At 43.2% G+C, this 21,617-nt stretch carries 23 protein-coding genes and 4 pseudogenes; 11 read left to right on the plus strand and 16 right to left on the minus strand.

Going from position 1 to position 21,617, the window contains the following annotated elements; all coding sequences use genetic code 11:
• The 7 genes from C5471_RS20890 to C5471_RS20920 form a co-directional block, all read left to right on the plus strand.
• A partial coding sequence (locus C5471_RS20890) for a type VI secretion IcmF C-terminal domain-containing protein (protein WP_278250181.1) occupies window positions 1-1,313 on the plus strand: 1,313 nt, incomplete at its 5' end.
• Complete coding sequence (gene tssA / locus C5471_RS20895) at window positions 1,313-2,893, plus strand: type VI secretion system protein TssA (protein ID WP_133815458.1); 1,581 nt, start codon at window positions 1,313-1,315, stop codon at window positions 2,891-2,893. The genes C5471_RS20890 and tssA, both read left to right, overlap by 1 nt.
• Window positions 2,894-2,997: 104 nt before the next feature.
• A complete protein-coding gene (gene tssF, locus C5471_RS20900; protein WP_133815457.1) occupies window positions 2,998-4,770 on the plus strand; it encodes a type VI secretion system baseplate subunit TssF in 1,773 nt (590 codons plus the stop codon).
• On the plus strand, window positions 4,734-5,822 hold the full coding sequence (gene tssG / locus C5471_RS20905) for a type VI secretion system baseplate subunit TssG (protein ID WP_133815456.1): 1,089 nt from the start codon (window positions 4,734-4,736) through the stop codon (window positions 5,820-5,822). The genes tssF and tssG overlap by 37 nt, the downstream gene beginning before the upstream one ends.
• On the plus strand, window positions 5,800-6,339 hold the full coding sequence (gene tssJ, locus C5471_RS20910) for a type VI secretion system lipoprotein TssJ (RefSeq protein ID WP_133815455.1): 540 nt from the start codon (window positions 5,800-5,802) through the stop codon (window positions 6,337-6,339). Before tssG ends, tssJ begins: the two co-directional genes overlap by 23 nt.
• A 4-nt stretch (window positions 6,340-6,343) precedes the next feature.
• The gene (gene tssE, locus C5471_RS20915; protein WP_133815454.1) at window positions 6,344-6,784 is read left to right on the plus strand and encodes a type VI secretion system baseplate subunit TssE; all 441 of its coding nucleotides are present in this window, start codon (window positions 6,344-6,346) and stop codon (window positions 6,782-6,784) included.
• Between the two features lie 94 nt (window positions 6,785-6,878).
• On the plus strand, window positions 6,879-8,249 hold the full coding sequence (locus C5471_RS20920; RefSeq protein ID WP_133815453.1) for a VasL domain-containing protein: 1,371 nt from the start codon (window positions 6,879-6,881) through the stop codon (window positions 8,247-8,249).
• 289 nt (window positions 8,250-8,538) lie between these two features.
• Here C5471_RS20920 and C5471_RS24040 read toward each other — a convergent pair whose 3' ends face one another.
• Entirely contained in the window at window positions 8,539-9,141 is a 603-nt protein-coding gene (locus tag C5471_RS24040; RefSeq protein WP_207627422.1) for a helix-turn-helix domain-containing protein, read from the minus strand.
• 405 nt (window positions 9,142-9,546) lie between these two features.
• On the opposite strand from C5471_RS24040, the gene C5471_RS20930 reads away from it, so the two are divergent.
• The 4 genes from C5471_RS20930 (at window position 9,547) to C5471_RS20945 (ending at window position 12,522) form a co-directional block, all read left to right on the plus strand.
• On the plus strand, window positions 9,547-10,239 hold the full coding sequence (locus tag C5471_RS20930) for a PAS domain-containing protein (RefSeq protein ID WP_133815452.1): 693 nt from the start codon (window positions 9,547-9,549) through the stop codon (window positions 10,237-10,239).
• A 37-nt stretch (window positions 10,240-10,276) separates the two neighbouring features.
• Window positions 10,277-10,963, plus strand: coding sequence for a helix-turn-helix transcriptional regulator (locus tag C5471_RS20935; RefSeq protein WP_133815451.1), 687 nt, complete (start codon window positions 10,277-10,279; stop codon window positions 10,961-10,963).
• A 20-nt stretch (window positions 10,964-10,983) separates the two neighbouring features.
• Window positions 10,984-11,652, plus strand: a complete 669-nt coding sequence (locus C5471_RS20940; RefSeq protein WP_133815450.1) for a LuxR C-terminal-related transcriptional regulator — start codon at window positions 10,984-10,986, stop codon at window positions 11,650-11,652.
• A 171-nt stretch (window positions 11,653-11,823) separates the two neighbouring features.
• Window positions 11,824-12,522 carry a helix-turn-helix transcriptional regulator gene (locus C5471_RS20945; protein WP_133815449.1) on the plus strand — a complete coding sequence of 233 codons (699 nt, stop codon included), beginning with the start codon at window positions 11,824-11,826 and terminating at the stop codon, window positions 12,520-12,522.
• 33 nt (window positions 12,523-12,555) lie between these two features.
• On the opposite strand, the pseudogene C5471_RS20950 reads toward C5471_RS20945, so the two are convergent.
• The 15 genes and pseudogenes from C5471_RS20950 to C5471_RS21015 form a co-directional block, all read right to left on the minus strand.
• Window positions 12,556-12,756 (minus strand): annotated as a pseudogene (locus C5471_RS20950) (transposase); the annotation flags it as partial.
• A 177-nt stretch (window positions 12,757-12,933) separates the two neighbouring features.
• Window positions 12,934-13,152: pseudogene (locus C5471_RS25395) on the minus strand (hypothetical protein); the annotation flags it as partial.
• Between the two features lie 197 nt (window positions 13,153-13,349).
• Window positions 13,350-14,750 (minus strand): DUF6880 family protein, encoded by a 1,401-nt coding sequence (locus C5471_RS20960; RefSeq protein WP_166296352.1) that lies wholly within the window; start codon window positions 14,748-14,750, stop codon window positions 13,350-13,352.
• 90 nt (window positions 14,751-14,840) lie between these two features.
• A pseudogene (locus C5471_RS20965) lies at window positions 14,841-15,428 on the minus strand (IS4/Tn5 family transposase DNA-binding protein).
• A gap of 125 nt (window positions 15,429-15,553) precedes the next feature.
• The gene (locus C5471_RS24935) at window positions 15,554-15,685 is read right to left on the minus strand and encodes a PAAR domain-containing protein (RefSeq protein ID WP_278250182.1); all 132 of its coding nucleotides are present in this window, start codon (window positions 15,683-15,685) and stop codon (window positions 15,554-15,556) included.
• A 2-nt stretch (window positions 15,686-15,687) separates the two neighbouring features.
• Window positions 15,688-16,410 (minus strand): immunity 52 family protein, encoded by a 723-nt coding sequence (locus C5471_RS20970; RefSeq protein ID WP_133815448.1) that lies wholly within the window; start codon window positions 16,408-16,410, stop codon window positions 15,688-15,690.
• Between the two features lie 23 nt (window positions 16,411-16,433).
• Entirely contained in the window at window positions 16,434-16,724 is a 291-nt protein-coding gene (locus C5471_RS20975) for a Tox-REase-5 domain-containing protein (RefSeq protein WP_133815447.1), read from the minus strand.
• 2 nt (window positions 16,725-16,726) lie between these two features.
• Window positions 16,727-17,461 (minus strand): immunity 52 family protein, encoded by a 735-nt coding sequence (locus C5471_RS20980; protein ID WP_133815446.1) that lies wholly within the window; start codon window positions 17,459-17,461, stop codon window positions 16,727-16,729.
• A gap of 47 nt (window positions 17,462-17,508) precedes the next feature.
• Entirely contained in the window at window positions 17,509-18,123 is a 615-nt protein-coding gene (locus C5471_RS20985) for a restriction endonuclease fold toxin 5 domain-containing protein (RefSeq protein WP_133815445.1), read from the minus strand.
• Window positions 18,124-18,287: 164 nt separating this feature from the next.
• Window positions 18,288-18,551 (minus strand): PAAR domain-containing protein, encoded by a 264-nt coding sequence (locus C5471_RS20990; protein ID WP_133815444.1) that lies wholly within the window; start codon window positions 18,549-18,551, stop codon window positions 18,288-18,290.
• 2 nt (window positions 18,552-18,553) lie between these two features.
• A complete protein-coding gene (locus C5471_RS20995; protein WP_133815443.1) occupies window positions 18,554-19,309 on the minus strand; it encodes an immunity 52 family protein in 756 nt (251 codons plus the stop codon).
• 31 nt (window positions 19,310-19,340) lie between these two features.
• Window positions 19,341-19,973 (minus strand): restriction endonuclease fold toxin 5 domain-containing protein, encoded by a 633-nt coding sequence (locus tag C5471_RS21000; RefSeq protein ID WP_133815442.1) that lies wholly within the window; start codon window positions 19,971-19,973, stop codon window positions 19,341-19,343.
• A 165-nt stretch (window positions 19,974-20,138) separates the two neighbouring features.
• Window positions 20,139-20,399: pseudogene (locus C5471_RS21005) on the minus strand (PAAR domain-containing protein); the annotation flags it as partial.
• A 2-nt stretch (window positions 20,400-20,401) separates the two neighbouring features.
• Window positions 20,402-21,136: an immunity 52 family protein gene (locus tag C5471_RS21010; RefSeq protein WP_133815440.1), complete on the minus strand. Its 735-nt coding sequence runs from the start codon at window positions 21,134-21,136 to the stop codon at window positions 20,402-20,404.
• Window positions 21,137-21,184: 48 nt separating this feature from the next.
• Window positions 21,185-21,617: restriction endonuclease fold toxin 5 domain-containing protein (locus C5471_RS21015; protein WP_166296354.1), on the minus strand; the 433-nt coding region annotated here is incomplete at its 5' end.

Consider the following 21,617-nt stretch of genomic DNA (forward strand, 5'->3'; position numbering starts at 1 on the left):
ACAAAGCGCGTAATCTGACCGAGGTGACAGACCAGTTAACCCTGATGGCGGATGGGCGTCAGTCCCCGCTGATAGCGTTAATGAACACCGTGGCGTATCAGGGGCAGACCGGCCAGCAAGGCCCGGCGTCATTGGTGAAATCCGCTAAGGCGTTGCTGAATAAAACGGCGGTGCCGGTGATTAACCCGCAAGCCCATGAACTGAGCGGACCGATGGACAGCACCTTCGGCCCGTTACTGGCGCTGATGGGGAAAAATAATCCGCACAGTGTGATGACGGCGGACAACACCCTCAATTTGCAAACCTTCCTGACCCGGGTCACGCAGGTGCGTCTGAAACTGCAACAGATGAACACCAGTGACGACCCCCCGGAGATGGCGGAGAGGCTGGCGCAGACGGTGTTTCAGGGCAAAAGCGCCGACCTGACGGAGACCCAGGGCTATGGCAATCTGATGGCGGCCAGCTTGGGTGACCAATGGCGCGGTTTTGGTCAGACGATGTTTGTGCGGCCATTAAACCAGGCGTGGCAGGGGATACTGAAACCTGCGGCGGCCAGCCTGAACGCACAGTGGCAGACGGCAATTGTCGCCAACTGGAATACCGCCTTTGCTGGTCGTTACCCGTTTGCTGGTGGGGAGAGTGACATTTCGTTGCCGATGTTGGGGCAGTTTATCCGTCCGGACACCGGGCGCATTGAGCAGTTTTTGACGCGTCAGTTAGGCGGGGTGCTGCACAAAGCGGGCAACCGCTGGGTACCGGACCGGGTGAACGGTCAGGGATTGCGTTTTAACCCGCGTTTCCTGAAAGCGGTGAATCAACTCAGTCAGTTATCGGATGTGCTGTTTGTGGACGGCAGTCAGGGGCTGCGATTTGAACTGCGGGCCCGAGCGGCGCGGGATGTGGTGGAAACCGACCTGACGATAGACGGTCAGAAACTGCGTTACTTCAACCAGATGGAAAGCTGGCAGCGTTTTCGCTGGCCGGGAGAAACCTATAAACCGGGAGTGATGTTGACCTGGACCAGTGTCAATGCGGGCGCGAGGCTGTTTGGTGATTATTCGGGAAGCTGGGGGTTGCTCCGTTGGTTGGAACAGGCGAAAGCAGAAAAGCTGGATGAAAGCCGTTACCGGCTGACATTTACTATGCCGGACGGTTTACCGATAACCTGGATATTACGCACGGAAATGGGTCGTGGTCCGCTGGCGTTGCTGAAACTGCGGGGATTCACGCTGCCGAAAGAGATTTTTATGGTAACGCCGGATGATGGCAAAAATGTGCCGGTGACTGATGACGAGGATTGGGAGGCAGAATAATGTTGCAACAACTCCTGGCAAGCTGCTTTTCCGGGCGGGATGCGCTTGCCGAAGCACGGAAAAGCACCGCACGGTGGGAAAATTGGCTGCTGCCCATCAGTGCTGGGGCACCTGTTGGTGATGATCCGGTCTATAACGACGATTTTCAGCGTATGCGCGAGGAGGTCAATAAACTCAGTGGCATTGATACGACCCTTATCTGTGAACTGGCGGAAAAGCTGCTGACCACCCAATGTAAAGATGTGCGTGTAGCAGCTTATTATGTGTGGGCACGTCTGCATCAGGATGGTGAACGTGGCCTGGCAGAAGGGCTGGCGTTGTTAGCCGCATTAGCTGAACGTTTTGGTGAGGCGTTGCTGCCCTGCCGGGCGGACAGTCGTAAAGCGGCATTCGAGTGGCTGACCGGCGTTAAAATTCAGGACAGTCTGTCACGTTATCCCGAGGTGGAACGGTCTGGCTTTGAGCACATTCTGGCCGCATTGGCGTTACTGGAACAGGTCTTTGCTACCTGGGATGAAGACACCCGTCCAACGCTTATCGGATTGGCGGGAACACTGGAAAATCGGTTGGCACAATCGGGTGGCGTAGAGGCGGTCATCCCCCAAACAGTTGCACCGGTGCCGCTCTCTGCGGTACAACCCCCTCCAATTGCATGGCACCCGGTACAATCCGGGCGCGATCTGTTGGATCAGGCCCGTGAATTGGCGCGTTATCTGTGCGATCAACCTCAGGGCTGGATCTCTTCAGCCCGGCTGATGCGCAGTATCCGCTGGGATACCGTGCATCAGTTGCCCCCACAGGATGTCACCGGGTTGACCCGGCTAGCCTCTCCCCGCACGGAATACCGCGTTCAGCTAAAACGGCTCTATCGGCAACAGAATTGGCGTGAGTTGTTGGAACAGGCTGATCAGATATTTACGGAAGGTGCCAATCATTTCTGGCTGGATTTACAGTGGTATCTTTGTCAGGCGTTAAAACAATTGGGATGCCCTTATGAAGGGTGGGCTGACATTATTAAACAAGATTTGAGCATCCTGCTTGAACGGCTGCCGGGGCTGGAGAATATGGCTTATAACGATGGCACGCCGTTTGCCGATGAGGTGACCGCCGGCTGGATAGCCCAACAGGTTCACATCAATCAGGCAGATTGGCTGTTCGAGCACAGGCCGATGCTATCCCGGCCTGATGATGACATTTTGTCCCTTGAACCGGAGGCATTACAACTGGCAGACAGTGAAGGCATGGATGCTGCGCTGCGTTGGCTGGGGCAACTCCCGGGGATAAATGGGGTTCGCCACCGTTGGTTACAGCGCTTGCTGATGGCACGGGTGACTGAACAATGCGGCAAGCCTGACATGGCCCTGCATTTGTTAGCTGAATTGAATGCCAATGGGCCATTCAGTCTTGACGAATGGGAGCCGGACCTGATGTTTGAGGTCAAAGCGTGTCTGCTTAAGTTGTTGCGAATGAAAGCGCAACGCAGTGAACACGATAAAACGAGTATGGCACAACGCAGAGAGACGTTGCTGGCTGAGTTGGTGGCGATTGATCCCGTCAGGGCTGCGGTATTGTGTGGCTGATTGCCCTGGAACACAGCAGGGCAATCTTATCCCTGTTCGACACGTTTTTACCCTCTCCACTGTATTTATTCTGAACCGTTTATCACTCACTTGAGGACAATTCGATGGATGATTTAATCCTGCGCTACTACGAGGCAGAAATGCGCTACTTGCGTGAAGCGGGCAAAGAGTTCGCAAAAGCCTATCCTGACCGGGCGGCCATGCTCAATCTAGATAGAGTCGGCACACGTGACCCCTATGTGGAGCGTCTGTTTGAAGGCTTTGCCTTTCTGATGGGACGCCTGCGTGAGAAGCTGGATGATGACTTGCCTGAATTGACGGAAGGGCTGGTCAGCTTACTGTGGCCGCATTACCTGCGTACTATCCCTTCACTGTCTATTGTGGAACTGGGCGCGGATTGGGCACAGTTGAAACAGCTGAAAAATCCGGTGCAGGTGAAAAAGGGTTTTGAGGTGCTTTCGCAACCAATCGGCCCACAACAGACCCGGTGTCGCTATACCACCACCCAAGCGGTTCAGTTGCTGCCTATGGCGCTGACTGATGCTGCCCTTAAGGCTGAACCGGATGGACGTTCTGTCATTCGCTTGCATTTTGAGTGCGGAACTTTGGTGGATTGGCACCAAATTGATTTGAGTCGTTTGCCTCTGTATCTGAATGCGGACAGCCCGTTGGCCTGTGCGTTACATCGAGCATTGACGCTACAGACGCAACAGCTTTATTTGCGCCTGCCCGGCCAGCCTGACCGTCAGCCGTTTGACGGGGTATTCTCGCCGCAGGGATTTGGCGATGAGGAAAGACTGTGGCCGAAAGGGGACAGTGCATTCAGTGGTTATCAGCTGCTGCTGGAATATTTTACCTTCCGCGAGAAATTCATGTTTGTTGCGCTTTGTGGGCTGGAAAAGCTGACTATTCCCAACAGAACGCCGTGGTTTGAGTTGGATGTGGTGCTGCGTGAAAGCTGGCCTTGTGAGTGGCCGTTTTCTGCGGAGCATCTCCGTTTGCATTGTGCCCCGGTGATTAATCTGTTTCCGCTGGAATCCGATCCGTTGCCGCTGTTACCGTTGAAAACGGAGTATTTGCTGCGCGCGATGCGCTTACAGGACGGGCATACCGAGATTTATTCGGTGGATGCGGTGGTGTCCTCGAAACGCAGTGAGCACCAGTCGTTTGTGCCCTTCAGTAGTTTCCGCCACAAAGGCGGTATGTTGCGCCATGACGCGCCGGAGCGTTACTACCATACTCGAGTGAAACGGGGAGTGTCGGGTTTGTACGACACCTGGCTGATTCTGGGTGGGGAGGAAGTTGATAATGGTGGATCCCATGAAGCAGAAAATCTGTCACTCACGATGACGGGCACCAATGGGCAACTGCCTAGCAGGGCATTGCAGGAGACCCTGCTGGATACGGCGGTTTCTCCCCCGTTAGTGGGACTGACCGTGCGTAATCTGTGTGAGCCGACATTGCCTTGTTATCCGCCAAACCGGGATCGCTTTCACTGGCGGGTACTCAGTCATCTCGGCTCCAATTTCCTCAGCTTGATGGATAACCCGGAAGTGTTGCGCGGTACGCTGGCCCTGTACGACTGGACCGACGATGACATGAACGTGCGCCGTTTGGCGGCCATTGTGGCGGTGAAACATGCACTTATCGAGCGGTTTGAGCAGGGGTGCTTGCGACGAGGGGTGCACATTGAAGTCACGCTGGATAGCAACGGCTTTTCAGGGACTGGGGATATCTGTCTGTTCGGCGAAATGCTCAGTCGCTTTTTTGCTTTGTACACCGATATCCATCTGTTTAACCGGCTGACGCTGATCTTACAACCCACAGGGGAACGTTTATTATGGCAAGAGAAACACAGTCAGTACATTCCCGGCTAATGTCCTTACTGAAAGCCGATATTTCGACGCTCAATTTCTATCAATTCTGTCAGGCAATTGAGCGCATGGTCCCGGATCGGCGACTTCTGGGCAGTACGGATAATCCCGCCGATGACGTGATACGTTTCCGGCCTCATTCGGGGATGGGGTTCCCTATCGGTGAACTGAAAATGATGGAAACGGACAGTCGCCATCCGGATCGCCCACCAACGGTCAGCACCACCTTTATGGGGCTGTACGGCGTGGATTCCCCGTTGCCGACCGCTTATCTGAATGATATCGCTCAACATCGGGAAGGGCATGACGCGATTGAAGCCTTTCTGGATATGTTTAATCACCGGATATTCACCCAGTTTTACCGTATCTGGCGTAAGTACTCCTACCCGGCAACGTTTGCCGCCGGAGGCAGCGACCAGACATCTCAGTGTTTACTGGGGCTGATTGGCTTGGGCATACCGGGCAGTCAGCAGCAGATTACCGCGCCGGCATCCCGTTTTCTGGCCTTGCTCAGTGTGATGCGTTTGCCGACCCGGACGGCGGAAGGGGTATCGGCGCTGGTGACATTGCTGGCACCGCAGACCCGTGTCGTGGTGACGCCATCCTGCCCGCGGCAGATCCATCTGATGCAACCGGCTGTTTTTTCAGACTCACAGCCGATTTCCCTATCGCAACGTACCGTTCTGGGCAGGATCGGTACGGATATCAACAGCCAGTTATTGCTGGCGCTGCATACGGATTGCCCGGAGGAAGCGCGGGGTTGGTTGCCGGGCGGGCAATTGCATACGGATTTATTAGTGTTGTTGCGCGTTTATTTGGGCTGGCGGTACCGGGCCCGGCTGCAATTGACCCTTCAGACCCGAATATTACCGGTACCAGTGTTGGGCGGGCCGCCTGTTCAACTGGGGCTGACCGGGGTGTTAGGGTTGAAGGCAGAAGATAATCGGGGAGCGGTCCCTGACAAAATGACGGTGGATCTGGGGGATTATCAGGGGATACAGCCGGACAGTTATCAAAACACAGGAGGACACGATGTTAACTATTCCTTTATATAAAGCCGTGCCAATGATAGTGGCAGTAACCTTACTGCTGACCGGCTGCGGTCTGACACAAACGGTAACGGATGGCACGGTATCCGTTACGCACACCCTTTTTCATCGACAAGTGAAAACATTACGGCTGGATTTTACGCCCCGGGCAACGGTCAACACGGATGGTGAGGAAAATGTTGCCCTGTCCGTCCCTGCGCTGGTCCGGGTTTATCAGCTGCGGGATAACAAAGCGCTAGAAAAGGCGGATTATGCGGATTTGCTGGAGAACGGCGACCGTGTACTCGGCACTGATTGTCTGGCGAGCGGGGAGGTGGTGGTCAAACCCGGGGAACATGCCGCCCTCAATATGCCGATGGCGGCGCAGGCGAAATATGTCGCGGTGGTGGGTCTGTTCAGACGCCCCGATTTAACCGGTGCGACCTGGCGCACCATCATCAGGCGCAATGCGCTGTTACCGGATAAGCCTCGCACCATTGAGTTGAATGCCGATGGCTTGACTCTGTTGCCTGAAAAGGAGTGAATTTATGAAAAAGAAAATCAACAAACCTTCCCTGTATGAATGCCTTTTCGGCAACTTTAGAGGAGGTTTGGATTTTCATCAGGTCAGCGAAGAAAGCCAGGTGATTTTGTCGGTACTGGACAATATGCAGTGTATCCTCAATTGCCGGGCGGGTTCGCTGACCCATCTGCCGGATTATGGCCTGCCTGATCTCAGTGTTATCCTGCAAGGGCTGCCTGCGTCGTCACAGCGCCTGATCACGACGATTGAACACACGCTGTTGACCTATGAACCCCGCTTGAAGCAGGTCAGTGTCACGTTATTGCCAGAGATTGAACCGGCGCGTTTGCGTTATGACATCCACGCCGAACTGAAAGGGGTAGGGTGGGTGCATTTTGATACAGAATTTGTCCCGGAAGGGAAAGTCTTGATCCGCCATCTGCGCCAGCAAGGACGGATAGATTAATCTGCGGTGGGGCTACTATTTCACCAACGCTCTCTGTTGTCCCGCCACATTAATCACGCTGATTTCAGCAACAAACTTGGGTGAAAATAAAGTGATGACTGAAAATATTGTCTATACCGGGGATGATCCCCGGACGCAGCCTGAATTCAGTGCGCTGAAAGACGAAATAAGCAAACTGAGTCATCCGGCACGGCCTGACGTTGATTGGGCCAGAGTTGAACAGCTTTGTCTGACACTGTTTCAGGTCAACGGTGTAGAACTGCAAACTGCCGCTTGGTATACACTAGCCCGGGCACAACGTGCCGGATTAACGGGTATTGATGAAGGGTTGGCACTGATTGAAGGGTTAGTGACCCATCAATGGTCGCAATTCTGGCCTCAATCTACACAGGTACGAGTTGAGATATTTGCCGGGCTGGTCGCACGGCTACAGCAGATATTGCGGACCTGCGTTTTCGCCTATATTGACCTGCCGCTGATTTATCGTGTGGAAAAGGTTCTTGAGCATCTGTGTGAAGTGCTTCAACGTCTGGAGCTGAAATATGTCAGTCAACTCGACAGCCTCCGCGTATGGTTTCACAACAGCGCTCAACACTTAGAGCGTCTGAAACCGGAAACGGGGATGATGCCTGTTGGCTCGGTCTCCTCCGTACAATCTGGGGGGTATGCTATTTTGACGCCCACAGAACACCTTCGGCCACAACTGATATATGTCGTGCGTGAAACTGTCTCTGGTGTACATCCCCAGGGCAATGTGGCCCGGGCTTTACCTGTGTCCCGCTGGAAAGTCTGGCACGGTTTTGTCGCGGGCGTTGTGTTGTGCGTGCTAGCCGTGATCGGCGTCTGGGGGGTGAATGAAATGCGACAAGCACCGCCGTTGGTGCAGGCACTGCGGGCGACCACGCAACCTTTGCCGGGGACGTTGCTTCCAACGCAGCTTGCGGCGTTACGCCACCCGGACAAAGCAATGCTGTTAAGCCGGTTGCAGGATGAAACGCTGGCAGCCAGTCGGGAGAGGCTGGCAAGTTTGGATGCGTTGCCTGCGTTGTGGCGATGGGAATACGGGGCGCAGTTATTACACCAACTGCGAACATTGTGGCCGGCCAGCCAAACGGTGCAAGAGATGGAGAAACAGTGGCAACAGCAACGTGAAGCCACGGCGTTACCTGTCTCTGAACTGGAAAATTACCATCTGGCCCAATTGCGTCTGCAACAATTGGCTGCCCAACTTGATGCGCTGGACGAAAAACGCGGTCGTTATCTCACCGGTTCTCAATTGAAATCGATGGTATTTGGCATTCAGCAACCGTTGATGAGGACACCGCCATTGGAAGAATTGCTGCGCCAACTGGCCGAACAGCAAAAAAGGGGCGCGGTTTCCCCGGCATTGTGTCAGCAAATTAACACCCGTATCAATCAATTACTCAATCGTTATGCACTGCTCACGCAGTCTGTTATCCATTAATCAATGTTTTATCGCCACAGGTTATTTAGCGTTTTTGTTTATTAGCACTGTTTGTTTAACAGGCCAGTTTTCATTTTATTTTTGTTGAAAAGTGAAAATTTATTTAAGTATCTGCAACGAAAGCTATTAGCCGTTGCTAATAGGGATCATAAGAAGCCCCCACTCGAGTCATTGGTGACTTAGTGGTGGGAGCAAGTCACGGTGATTGGTAGAATGGTACGCTTATTCAGCGCCTAAAAATCCCCTAAAGAGGGATTGAGTACAGAGAAAGTTTGTGCTTGGTGCAGTATTATTTATATATTAATATCACGTCGAAAATTTTGCTCAATAATAACTTTGTATCTTCCAGCGTCATCGTGTTTAATTTTTGTTTGAGTTTATTAGCATCGGTGTATGAAGTTGAACTCGATGTGTCTAAGCCTAGAATTAACCACTCAATTGACGTATTGCTGGCGTGTGCAAGTGCAGCCACTTTATCAATTGATGGGTAAGTTAAACCGTTTAAGTAATTCCAGATTGCTGTTTCTGACAGACCACAACGTCGGGCAAATGTGGCGATTGGTTCATCTTGCATGGCTTCACGTAAACGTTGACCAAAATGAGTGGTTCTATCATCAAGGATCCCTAAAATTAACCATTCTATTGACGTATTGCTGGCGTGTGCAAGTGCAGCTACTTTATCAATCGATGGGTAAGTTAAACCGTCCAAATAGCTCCATATTGCTTTATCGGACAGACCACAACGCCGGGCAAATTTGGCGGTGGGTTCATCTTGCATAGCTTCACGTAAACGCTGACCAAAATGGGTGACCCTATCGTCAATGATCATGCGATCTGGCTTATTACTTTTTTTACCTTTTTGAGTGGTTTTTTCTTCGTGTGAATCTGTCATTGAGTAGTTTCTCGCAAATTTGAGAAAAAAAGTGGTTTTGGCTTTACATATTCTTTTTTATTCAATATTGTCTACCTATAAATAGTCATTTATGGTTCTTATTAGAACGCGTAAGCGTATCATGCCCATATAATATATGCGAGCAGGCAGGATTGGTATTGCATACTGAAAAAGTCTTGGTGGAATTTTATGCAAAAGTGTTATTTGTGAACAATCGGATAGACAGTGAAATTAGTTTACATGTAAAAATATAACTATATGTCACCATAATAAGAAATTTCATTGTGAAATAATATCATCTTTTATTTTATAAATAGAATAAAATCATCGTGTTTTTTGACGAATAAATTATTGTGGCCTAATATTTCTTCAAAGAATATATTATTTAATAAGTGAGGATTTTCTATGTCAAATAAGAGAACTAATCAGCCGAATAATATCGATCCGCAATTAATTCATATGTGGGAAAAAAGTCATGAACCTTGGGGAGCTAAAGATCTGCAATCAAGGTTTATCTATGCTAATCCGGCTTTCTATCAACTGCTCAACTTGCCTGAATATTTCGATATTACAGGGCTTTCAGCGGGAGAATTACCCTCATCTACCGCAGAACATGAAGAGGAATTCTGTCGTCAGGATCAAAAAGTTATTCAAACTATGCAAACAGTTACGTCACTTGAAACTCACCTGTTTGGAAAAAATAACATCAAGCAAACCTACCGCTGTGATAAATACCCACTTTGTGATGAAAATGGTCACTGCATTGGTATTATTTTTCATATGTCCAAAGTTCAAAACTTTTCTACTTCTTACTACTGTGAAAGAACATCTCCAGCAGATCTGGAATTCACACCGCCTAACGACATACTGACGCAAACTGAGTGGGAAGTGCTCTTTTTGACCTTGCGCTCACTGGATGAAGAAAGTATCAGTGAAGAGTTAATGATGAGTACAGAAGATGTTGTTAGTCATATTCAGTCAATTTACCAAAAATTTAATCTGCCACAGCAGATAGAATTGAAAGATTTCTGCAAAGAAAATAACTTAGATCGTTATGTTCCTGAAAGATTCGTTACTGTTGGTAGTAGGGAATTATAAATTTATCACTAACATAACTGTACAATAGGATTTTACTATGAAAGACACTAATCAGATAACTATTTCATCGCAAATAGTCAACACTATGGGAATAAATAATGATCCATGGGGAGTCAAAGACAAAAATTCATGCTTCATTTATGGTAATCTGGCTTTAAAGTCTCTCAAGAATTTCTCAGACTCATTTGATTTTGAAGGGCTTTATGATGATGAACTCCCCTGGAATGGCGCTGAGTTTGCAAAAGAATTTGTTGCACATGATAAAAAAGTGATGGAAAAAAATAGAAGAATATGTTCACTTGAAACTCATGTTTTTGGGAAAGAAAAAATTCTGTCGTCTTATTTCCAGGAAAAATTTCCAATTTATGATGATAAAAATGAATGCATTGGGATCCTTATTCATGTATGGAAAGCGCAGGATTTCTCATTGACTCGTCTGTATCATGGAAAACTTCCTGCATCTATTATGTTTCAGCCGCCAACTGATTTATTTACACAACGGGAATGGGATGTTATTTTTCTCTCCTTGCATAAATACACCAGTAAACAAATCGGAAAGATATTGAATATTTCCTATCGCACTGTTGAAGCCCATATATTTCGGATATATAAAAAGATCGGCGTAAATTCCTGTTATCAATTGGAAGAATATTGTCGCCTTAATGATTTTGATCTCTATGTACCAGAAAGATTTGTGCACCCAGAAAGCAGAATGTTTATTTAATCCCTTATAGTGGGCTTTTTATGAAGAAGAACTATATGATATCGCCTCAGATTATCAATACAATAGAATTAAGCAATGAACCGTGGGGAATAAAAGATAGTTCTTCATGTTTTATTTACGGTAACTTAGCATTAAATTCTATTAAGAATTTCCCTGGCTCATTTGATTTTGAGGGGCTTTATGATGATGAGCTCCCTTGGGATGGCGCTGAGTTTGCAAAAGAATTTGTTGAACATGATAAAAAAGTGATGGAAAAAAATAAAAGAATATGCTCACTTGAAACCCATGTCTTTGGGAAAGAAAAAATTCTGTCATCTTACTTTTTGGAAAAACTTCCAATATATGATGATAAAAATGAATGTATTGGGCTTCTTTTTCATGCATGGAAAGCTAAGGACTACTCATTACTCTATTTGTATCAATATTATGATAAACTCCCCCCATCCATTCTGCTCCAACCACCGACAGATTTTTTTACTGAATGTGAGTGGGATATTATTTTTCTTTTTTTACAGAAATACACAAAAAAGCAGATTGGAACAATATTGAACCTTAACTCTAGTGCAATTGAAAACCATATGATCAGGATATATCATAAAATAAACATTAACTCCCGTCTTCAATTAGAAGAATATTGTCGAGTCAATAATTTTTATCGCTATGTGCCCGAAAAATTCTTATTATATTAGCGTCCTGTATTCTTTGGTTACTCTGTCTATCGTATTAACATGAAGTAATCTTATCTTGAATGCCTAATTGACTGAGGTAGAAGGAATATAACCCGTAATCCTTATCGATTATGTTTATTTTTGCCTTCTTTTATACCGTATTTTCCATTATTTTTTAAGGTCTGCTTATATATGAATCAATCGAGAGGCAAAAATTCTCCTTTAATTACGCATCAGCTAACAAATATGTGGGATAGAAGCTCTGAACTGTGGTTTGTAAAAGATAGAGAATTCCGTTTAATTTATGCGAACAGGGCATTTATTAAAGTTAACAAACTCCCTAAAGATTTTGACGTTATTGGGTATTCTGAACAAGAATTATTGACGCCGTTTCATCATTTTGCCGATTTGTTTGAAGAACATGACCGTAAGGTTTTAACACAGATGCAGCGAATCTCATCCATAGGGATTTACCCTTTTGGCAAAGGTGAACGATTTAGATTTTATTTTTATAATAAATTCCCATTAATGGATGAAAATAATCAATGTATTGGTGTCGCTTCCCATGCAAGAGAAATAGAATATTTTGCAATAGCTCATTATATTAAACATCATATATTTACCCCTGTTAAGCTTAAGCCGCCGAATAATATATTAAGAGCGAAAGAGTGGGTGGTTATTTTTCTGTTTTGCTGCGGTCTCAGTAATAAAGATATAGCAGTCGAAATGGGTATTTCATGCCGTACTGTGGAAAAGTATTTCGAAGATATCTATGAGAAACTTTCTGTTGGATCAGTTCTGGAGTTAAGATTATTTTGTAAAGAAAATAACTATGATCTTTATATTCCACCAAGATATTATAAACCTATGGGCTATTTTTTATTAGATTAACATTATGGCCTGCCACGTTTTAGAGGTTAAAAGCTAGGGGTTAAAAATAAGAATATCGGCTTGTCTATCAGTATCCCGTAAATTCAAGCTTGGTTTTTTAGGTTGGCATGTATAAGCAATTAGATCGGCGGCGATTTCCAGCAGAAAACCGAGCTGACTGCGATGCCTTGAATGCTCTATCTGAAAAATATTTTTAAGCTGGTTGATGACCGTCTCTATTTTATACATGTCTGAGGATTCTCCACGATTTTGTTTTCTTTGACGAAAACGGTGATCGTCCCTCAGGCACTTTAGTTCCCTTCTTAAACGAATCTCAGGTTTATTAATAACCCGCTTTTTCCATAAGCGGCTGAAAATTTAACGGTATTCAGCAGATGGGGCAGGAAACGACGAACACGCGCTGGCGAGTGCCAGCGCCAATGTTTCCCATGCCAGGACAAAGGCAACCAGAACCGCCATCCTTTTCTGCTGCAACATTCTGGCGATATTGAACACCGAAGTCATACCCGAGTAGAGCGCAAGATTTTTGAGGCGCGCGGCCGGGAGTGCACTTAAGTTGTCAGCGTGCAGACTAAAGTCAGTCAGTGTTTTCCAGCGTTCAACCGTCTCATTAAACGCGGGACCATGCAGTTTTTTTACATGCTTATCAAAAAGCAAGGCGATAAACTGATCGTCATTGAGATAATGGCTGTCGGTCAGACGACGTAAAACGTGCTCTACATCATCCATTTTTTCTGTGAGTCTGGCCAACTACCGGTGCATATCACCAGATGAATAATTCTTTTTTGCCAGCAGAGATACCGCATAATCATACAATTCCTGTTCAGTCATGCCTGACTCCTTTCGTAGCGAATCCCGTTTTTCCCCACGGATAATCCCTGAATTTTCTCCGCCATCGCCGACCAGAGTGATGTTTTACGCTTGTGTTTTTCGTAGAGGACTCTGAGATAAGTTTCTGTTCCTGGGAGCTGCGGACTCTCTTCCAGACCTTCGCTGTAATCGATGGCTTTTTTCATGTCTGATGCGGCATAGCTGTAATATTTGCTTTTTGCCTGGTGAATCACATCTTCCACCAGAATACGACGTAACCGCGTGGCTGTAAGGGCATAGCCGTGTTTATACAATGTGCTGGATAATGTTCGGATAAATGAGTTCGTCAGATATGCAAGGGAACTGATGAGTTCTTCTTTGGGGGTGGCTGTAATACAATTGTCGATTAAATCAAATCGTGCTATATCTGAGGCGAAACATATATAGGAGGTTAACCCTTTTTCTTTTGCAATATTCAGGAATGACTGAATATTATCGTTTCCTTTCCCACTGGCTTTTGTGTACAACCGATAGAAACGGGTATCACATCGAAAAGAAAAGGCTGCAATTGATTTATCCATGGCCTCATCACTTTTTCCGTCTTCAATCAGGGCAGTAATAAATAACTCATCCCATGTAGCCTTGTCTGAATATTGTTTATCGTCTTGCTTATCCATATATAATAACAGTTCAATGGCTTCCCCGGGACGCACCTCATCCATGAGCAGCCTTGCATAATCAAAATAATGCTCAGGTTGACAGAACTCTCCTTTTTTTAAGGATTCAGACAGGAAATCGATATCCCTTATTTGTATGCTGATATCTAATGCTTCTCGGTGGCATTTTTTTTGATAATACATATCCCGTACTGCGCGTAAAACATCTGAGCCAAGTAAAGCGCGATACGTTTTGAAAATTCCAGATCCAAAATAAATTTCATTGGCAACAAAATCAAATATCTTTTTTGCAAGGAATACGGGGTCACTGTTTTTTTGTGCGGCCAGTGATTTCATCCATGCGTCCAGCATAACGGAGTAGTAGTCCATCCAGCTTCCACTGGAGGTGTCTGAGTTCTCACTGAGTCGCTCAAAATCAAGCATGATTTTTACACTCAGACGTTCCACTTGATCCGGGAGTGTACCTGCTACTTTCTCCAGTGGCTGCGCAATACTGCGTGTCAGATCGTCATAAAACGCATCCGCTTCGTAGTAATCATAAAAACATTTACTTTTAGCCCGCCGGTTGTACTCCTTCTCGATAGCTTTGAGTATGTCCGGGGCGGATAACAGATATCCGTTCACCAATGTGGATTTGGCCTGCTTATTATCCTGTATCAGGTCGTGGATAATATTAACCAAAGTTTCATGGTTCATGCTACTTAATAATTCACTCTGTTTTTTATTCAGTTCGGTTTCCATGTTACCTCCATATAGATTCATTCTAATTAAAGCGCAAATACGTTATTTGAAATAACTACAATCGGACCCTGTAATCAATCTGTCTCTTAGTCACATTTGCAGATCAACTGACTTGGCAAGCAAGTAACCGTCCATCAGCGTTTGTAGTAAGAACCAGCCCTCCCAGAGTCTTTCCCAGCCTACCCGCCCAGTATGTTTAGAATCAGACCAACCAGCCAATTTACCCAAACTGATATACGCCCAATACAGACTCGGCGCTTTCTTTGGCAGATATCGTTTCTCCTGCTTTGACCACAATAACTTCCAGGCCAGTGGGTTGAGTATCTCTTCACAACATTGCTTTTACAAGCGAAGGCTCTCCCCTTGTTTCCATTTCGGCACTTTCAGACTCACTTCTGAATAACAAACCTCACAGTGTGCCACACGAGCTTGACGTCCGCCTTTCTGCTTAACGCCAACCTGTCGGTCCCCCGCACTTTTTAATGTCTCAACAAAATCATAAAGTTTATCTTCGCTTTCTTCATCCGCAGAGGAATTTAAAGATTGCACGAGGGATTGTCCTGTCTGGTTGGCGAGTGAACCGGCGAGCTGAACCAGACGCTTTGTGCATCGTTTATCGCCTAATTCAGCGTGTTGAAACGTGTTTTTTGCCAATTGCTCGGTGTTGGCTGAAAACATATCGGTTAGCTTATCTGTGGTTTTTTTGTTGAGATCGATGACTGGAGCAAGAGTTCAACAGGAATGCAGGAAAATATCAAAATATTTGTGTAGAAGAGACAGGGTAACCGACGGGTCTATTCACCTTAGACCCCGTTTACTAAATCACCTTTAGCAGCAATAGGCACGCCTTGATAAACCCAATCATCAATGGCGGTAATAACTTTACCACCATGATCGGTTAGGTCGTTTAAACGGATTACAGCTCTGTCTGTCATATTTATAACTCTGTCATTAATGGTAGTATTTGTAGATTCCGCAAGCAGATTTCAATATCATTGGCTTTATTGATATGTTCTTGATTTTCGATATCAAAAATGTCTTTTGTCGTGATAATCAATGAGCCTTTTTTGTCATTTTTATCAGAAATAGATATTATTTCTTCCGCCATTGGGACTAAAGTTGGATCTATTTCTATTGGTAAATAGAGCATCCAGCCAGCACTTAAACGATCTGGGAAAACCTGTTTTCTTTTTATTCTATATGTATTGTTTTCTACCATAATATAAGGTGCACTATGAGTAGAAATCAGAAAATTAATAAAGTTGATTAATCGTGATAGCTGAAACTCATTTTCTTCAATAGATATATGAAAATCTATTTGGGTTTGTCCTAACCGATCTCGGCGATAATTCATATAACAAATTGAACATGAATGGTCATCATCTTTTCCATCCCAAATTCCTTTAATAACTATAGGATTTTCTTCTGTATAATCTTCTTCAAACTCTTTTATTGCTTCCTTTGTTGCTCCTTGCTGATCAAAAGCAATATGTTGTAAAGATTCTTGACGAGTATCTCCTGGTAAATACCAAGTTTTATAGCGTCCAAAAAATATATCTACTTGTTGTGTGATTTTATATAAATCGGTAAGAACTATTGTTGGAGTTAATGGTTCTTTCCAATCTGTATATAATTTCATATTTAATGATAACGTAGTCATTTATTTTCACCCTTACTTAAATGTTAAATAGTATGAAATACTTTAATGTTGGGATAAATAGAAAATTTTTCAAAATAATAGGTATAGCTTATAGGTTGCATAAAATGCCAGTGAGAATTTGGGATTCCATTTAATGTATTGCATACTTCTTGATGCTTTTCTACTTGAGTTGTTATGGATCTATCCCCGCTTTTACTTATTTTCCACCAATCCACAATAGGCACGCCTTGATAAACCCAATCATCAATGGCGGTAATAACTTTACCACCATGATCGGTTAGGTCGTTTAAACGGATCACGGCTCTGTTTGTCATATTTATAACTCTGTCATTAATGGTAGTATTTGTAGATCCCGCAAGCAGATTTCAATATCATTGGCTTTATTGATATGTTCTTGATTTTCGATGTCAAAAATATCTTTTGTCGTGATAATCAATGAGCCTTTTTTGTCATTCTTATCAGAAATAGATATTATTTCTTTTGCCATTGGGACTAAAGTTGGATCTATTTCTATTGGTAAATAGAGCATCCAGCCAGCATAAACTCTATCTGGGAAAACTTGTTTTTGTTTTAGCGAGTAGCCTCTTGTATCTACTAAAACAAACGGAGATTTACAATTAGATATTAAATTTTTAATGAATACTATGAATTTCTCAAAGTTAACATCTTCTTTTTTAAGACTAATGCTAATTGATATATTGGTTTTCCCTAACCGGATAGGGTTATTATGAATTTCATCTTCGCTTGTATATAAAATACTATTATTATCTTCATCATTTCCATCTGATAAAGATTTAACAATAAGTTTAGATTCTTCATCAAAAGTTTCTTCAAAATGTTTTAATGCGTACTCAGTAGGTCCATTTTCATCAAATGCTCGGTACAACAATCTCTCTTCCAAAGAATTCTCAGGTAAATGCCAGCCACTTTTCTTATTTGATAATTTATTTACTTGTTGCACCGCCGGATATAAATCACTTAATGCCACCTTAGGTGTTATGCTCTCGTTTAGATCGTGAAATAGTTCTATTCTTGGGTATATCGTTGTCATGTCTTTACCTTTTTACGAAAAGCAAAATTAATATAATTAAACAACTATCAAATCACAGTATTAAATACTCTAATGTTATTAAGTTTAGTAAATGCTCTAGAGAAATATGCATAAGATACAGGTTGCAAAAAATGCCAATATGATTTCGGCACATTGTTTAAAGTTATACATACTGAATTTTGTTTTTTAGCCTGATAAATCATACTGTCATGCCCAGACATATCTCCTTTTAATTTTACATCTTTATAGAAATTTTTAGGCTCTCCATTTTTAAAAAACTGGTCATACTTAGCCTTAGCCTCAAGAAATAAGCATTGTGCAGGTTTCCAACCATCAAAATTTGTATCCATGCATAACCAAGTCTCAATGATGCTTAATTCAGGGTTGTATATCGTCCCGGCAATTTTTGTTTGATAAGCAATAGTTATTTCCGAATACGATGTGGTTTTTTCCCAAACCATCATCACTTTCCCAATTGCTGGACACTTTTCACACTTGGTTCTGGATGAAGCAATCGTTTTTGTTCTATCTTGTTCACCTTCTTTATCTTTGGTGCTTTCCATCACACCAACGGCGACTAATCCCGCAGTACAAGCAGCCAATGTCCATTCAGCAGCAGCTAAAATAGCGGGAGCCGCTGGCGCAAGAAGTGGTAATGGCATATCAATTTCTCCTTTTCAATAAATTATCCATGACCTGTAAATAGTCACGGTACTTTTCTCGGCTCTCCGTTTTTCCAGATTAATGTATTAGCTGGGTAAACGGAGAAGAACAAGTGCAGCGCGTCAGTGTTGTCCTAAATAGGCCAAAGTGATTTTTCGTCTAATTAAGCGAGCAAATCTTTTTGGCTGGCAATCAGTTTTGCGCCACATGCCGTGTGCATCCCCTCTAATGCGACAGGTTTTCTTTGATGCTTTAAATCATCACTGCCTTCCACAATAGGAAAAACCCCTTTGCACTTAGGGCAGTTTACTAAATCACCTTTAGCAGCAATAGGCTCGCCTTGATAAATCCAATCATCAATGGCGGTAATAACTTTACCACCATGATCGGTTGTGTCGTTTAAACGGATCACAGCTCTGTTTGTCATATTTATAACTCTGTCATTAATGGTAGTATTTGTAGATCCCGCAAGCAGATTTCAATATCATTGGCTTTATTGATATGTTCTTGATTTTCGATATTAAAGATATCTTTTGTCGTGATAATCAATGAGCCTTTTTTGTCATTCTTATCAGAAATAGATATTATTTCTTCTGCCATTGGAACTAAAGTTGGATCTATTTCTATTGGCAAGTAGAGCATCCAGCCGGCACTTAGGCGGTCTGGAAAAACTTGTTTTTGATTTAATCTATAGCCTCTAGTCTCTGTCGTAATAAATGGAGAATATCTATGAGAAACCAAATGTTTAATAAAATCGATAAAATTTTTAAGGTTGAAATTTTCTTTTTCAAGTGCAAGATTAATAGATGTATTAGTTTTTCCCAATCTCTTGGGGTTAGAATAAATATCATCTTGACCAATATATGTAATGTTATTTTCTAATTTTTCACTTTCAGGATTATCAATTATAGGATTGTCAAACAGCGACACTATAATAGATCTTCCGTCATCCTCATAAATTCCCCTGAATTCTTTTAAAGCATATTCAGTAATGCCATTTTCATTAAATACATGATTTTTTCTAATTTCTTCTTCACTATACCCAGGTAAATGCCAACCACTTGAATTATTACTGAGGTCATTAATGTTATTCATTAATTGATACGTATCGGCCAATGCTAATTCTGGTGTGATGGCTTCTCTAAGATCATAAAATAATTTTATTCTTGGGTGTATAATGAACATGTTTCAATTCTCCTATATATTATTTTGGTTATTAAGACATCGTAGTATTAAAAGTTTTAATATTGAGAAATGGAGCAAAAGCTTCTGTAAAATATGAATAAGATACAGGTTGTAGAAAATGCCAGTGAGATTTTGGAATGTTATTTAATGCGATACATACTTCGTTTTGTTTTCTGGCTTGCCTCAATATGCTATCATATCCAGACAGTTTTTTCTTACCTAACTTTACCTTACGATAAAAACCATTAGGTTCCCCATTTTTAAAAAATTGATCGTAATTTGCCTTAGCCTCAAGAAATAAGCATTGTGCAGGTTTCCAACCATCAAAATTTGTACTCATGCATAACCAAGTCTCAATGATGTTTAATTCAGGGTTGTATATCGTCCCGGCAATTTTTGTTTGATAAGCAATAGTTATTTCCGAATACGATGTGGTTTTTTCCCAAACCATCATCACTTTCCCAATTGCCGGACACTTTTCACACTTGGTTCTGGATGAAGCAATCGTTTTTGTATCCGCTTTTGTTCTATCTTGTTCACCTTCTTTATCTTTGGTGCTTTCCATTACACCAACGGCAACTAATCCTGCTGCACAGGCAGCAAGAGTCCATTCAGCAGCAGCTAAAAGAGCGGGAGCCGCTGGCGCAAGAAGTGGTAATGGCATCTCAATTTCTCCTTTTCAATAAATTATCCATGACCTGTAAATAGTCACGGTACTTTTCTCGGCTCTCCGTTTTTCCAGATTAATGTATTAGCTGGGTAAACGGAAAAGACAAGTGCAGCGCATCAGTGTTGCCCTAAATAGGCCAAGTGATTTTTCGTCTAATTGAGCGAGAAAATCTTTTTGGCTGGCAACCAGTTTTGCGCCACATGCCGTGTGCATCCCCTCTAATGCGACAGGTTTTCCCTGATGCTTTAAATTATCACTGCCTTCCACAATAGGAAAAACCCCTTTGCACTTAGGGCAATTTACTAAATCACCTTTAGCAGCAATAGGCACGCCTTGATAAACCCAATCATCAATGGCGGTAATAACTTTACCACCATGATCGGTTAGGTCGTTTAAACGGATCACGGCTCTGTTTGTCATATTTATAACTCTGTCATTAATGGTAGTATTTGTAGATCCCGCAAGCAGATTTCAATATCATTGGCTTTATTGATATGTTCTTGATTTTCGATATTAAAGATATCTTTTGTCGTGATAATCAATGAGCCTTTTTTGTCATTCTTATCAGAAATAGATATTATTTCTTCTGCCATTGGGACTAAAGTTGGATCTATTTCTATTGGCAAGTAGATCATCCAGCCGGCACTTATTCGGTCTGGAAATACTTGCTTTTTTTTCAATCTATACCCTCGTGTTTCAGTCATAATGACTGGAGAATTACGAGTAGATGCTAAAGCTTTAACAAACTCTATAATAGTTCTAGTTTTCAATTTTTCTTTCACCAAGTTAAGATCAATTGATATATTGGTTTTTCCTAGTATATTATTATAAACTACATCACTACTTTGATAAAATATTCGATTTTTAAGTTCAATGTCACCTGGAATGTCAAATAAAGTAGCTATAAGATATTTTGCATCTTTATCATAATTTTCTGTAAGCTGGTTTATAGCATATTTAGTAAAACCAGTATCAGTAAATACATTATTTCCCTCTATTTCCTCTAAATTATACCCGGGTAAATGCCAATAACTTAGGTTGCTACTAATGTTATTTATTTTTTGCATTATCTGATATGCATCTTTTAACGCCAATTCAGGTGTTATTGGCTCATGAAGGTCATGAAATAATTTTATTCTTGGATGTATTAAACTCATAATCATCAATCCTGTTTGAAATCTTCAACAATAGTTATAGAATTTTTCTCAACTCATTGGCGTATGAAATGTTTTAATGTTAGTAAAAGGAATAAACATTTCAGAAAAATATTCATAAGATATAGGTTGCAAAAAATGCCAATGAGACTTTGGAATATTATTCAACCCTATACATACCCTATTTTGTCTTTCTGCTTGCCAAATCGTACTTTCTGCCCCTGTTTTACTGGTAGGTGTTTTTCTAAACTCACCAAAAACCCAACTTGGTTCACCATTTTTAAAAAACTGGTCATACTTAGCCTTAGCCTCAAGAAATAAGCATTGTGCAGGTTTCCAACCATCAAAATTTGTATCCATGCATAACCAAGTCTCAATGATGTTTAATTCAGGGTTGTATATCGTCCCGGCAATTTTTGTTTGATAAGCAATAGTTATTTCCGAATACGATGTGGTTTTTTCCCAAACCATCATCACTTTCCCA

The sequence above is a fragment of the Photorhabdus tasmaniensis genome (genome assembly GCF_011189505.1).
GTDB classification, from domain to species: Bacteria; Pseudomonadota; Gammaproteobacteria; order Enterobacterales; family Enterobacteriaceae; genus Photorhabdus; species Photorhabdus tasmaniensis.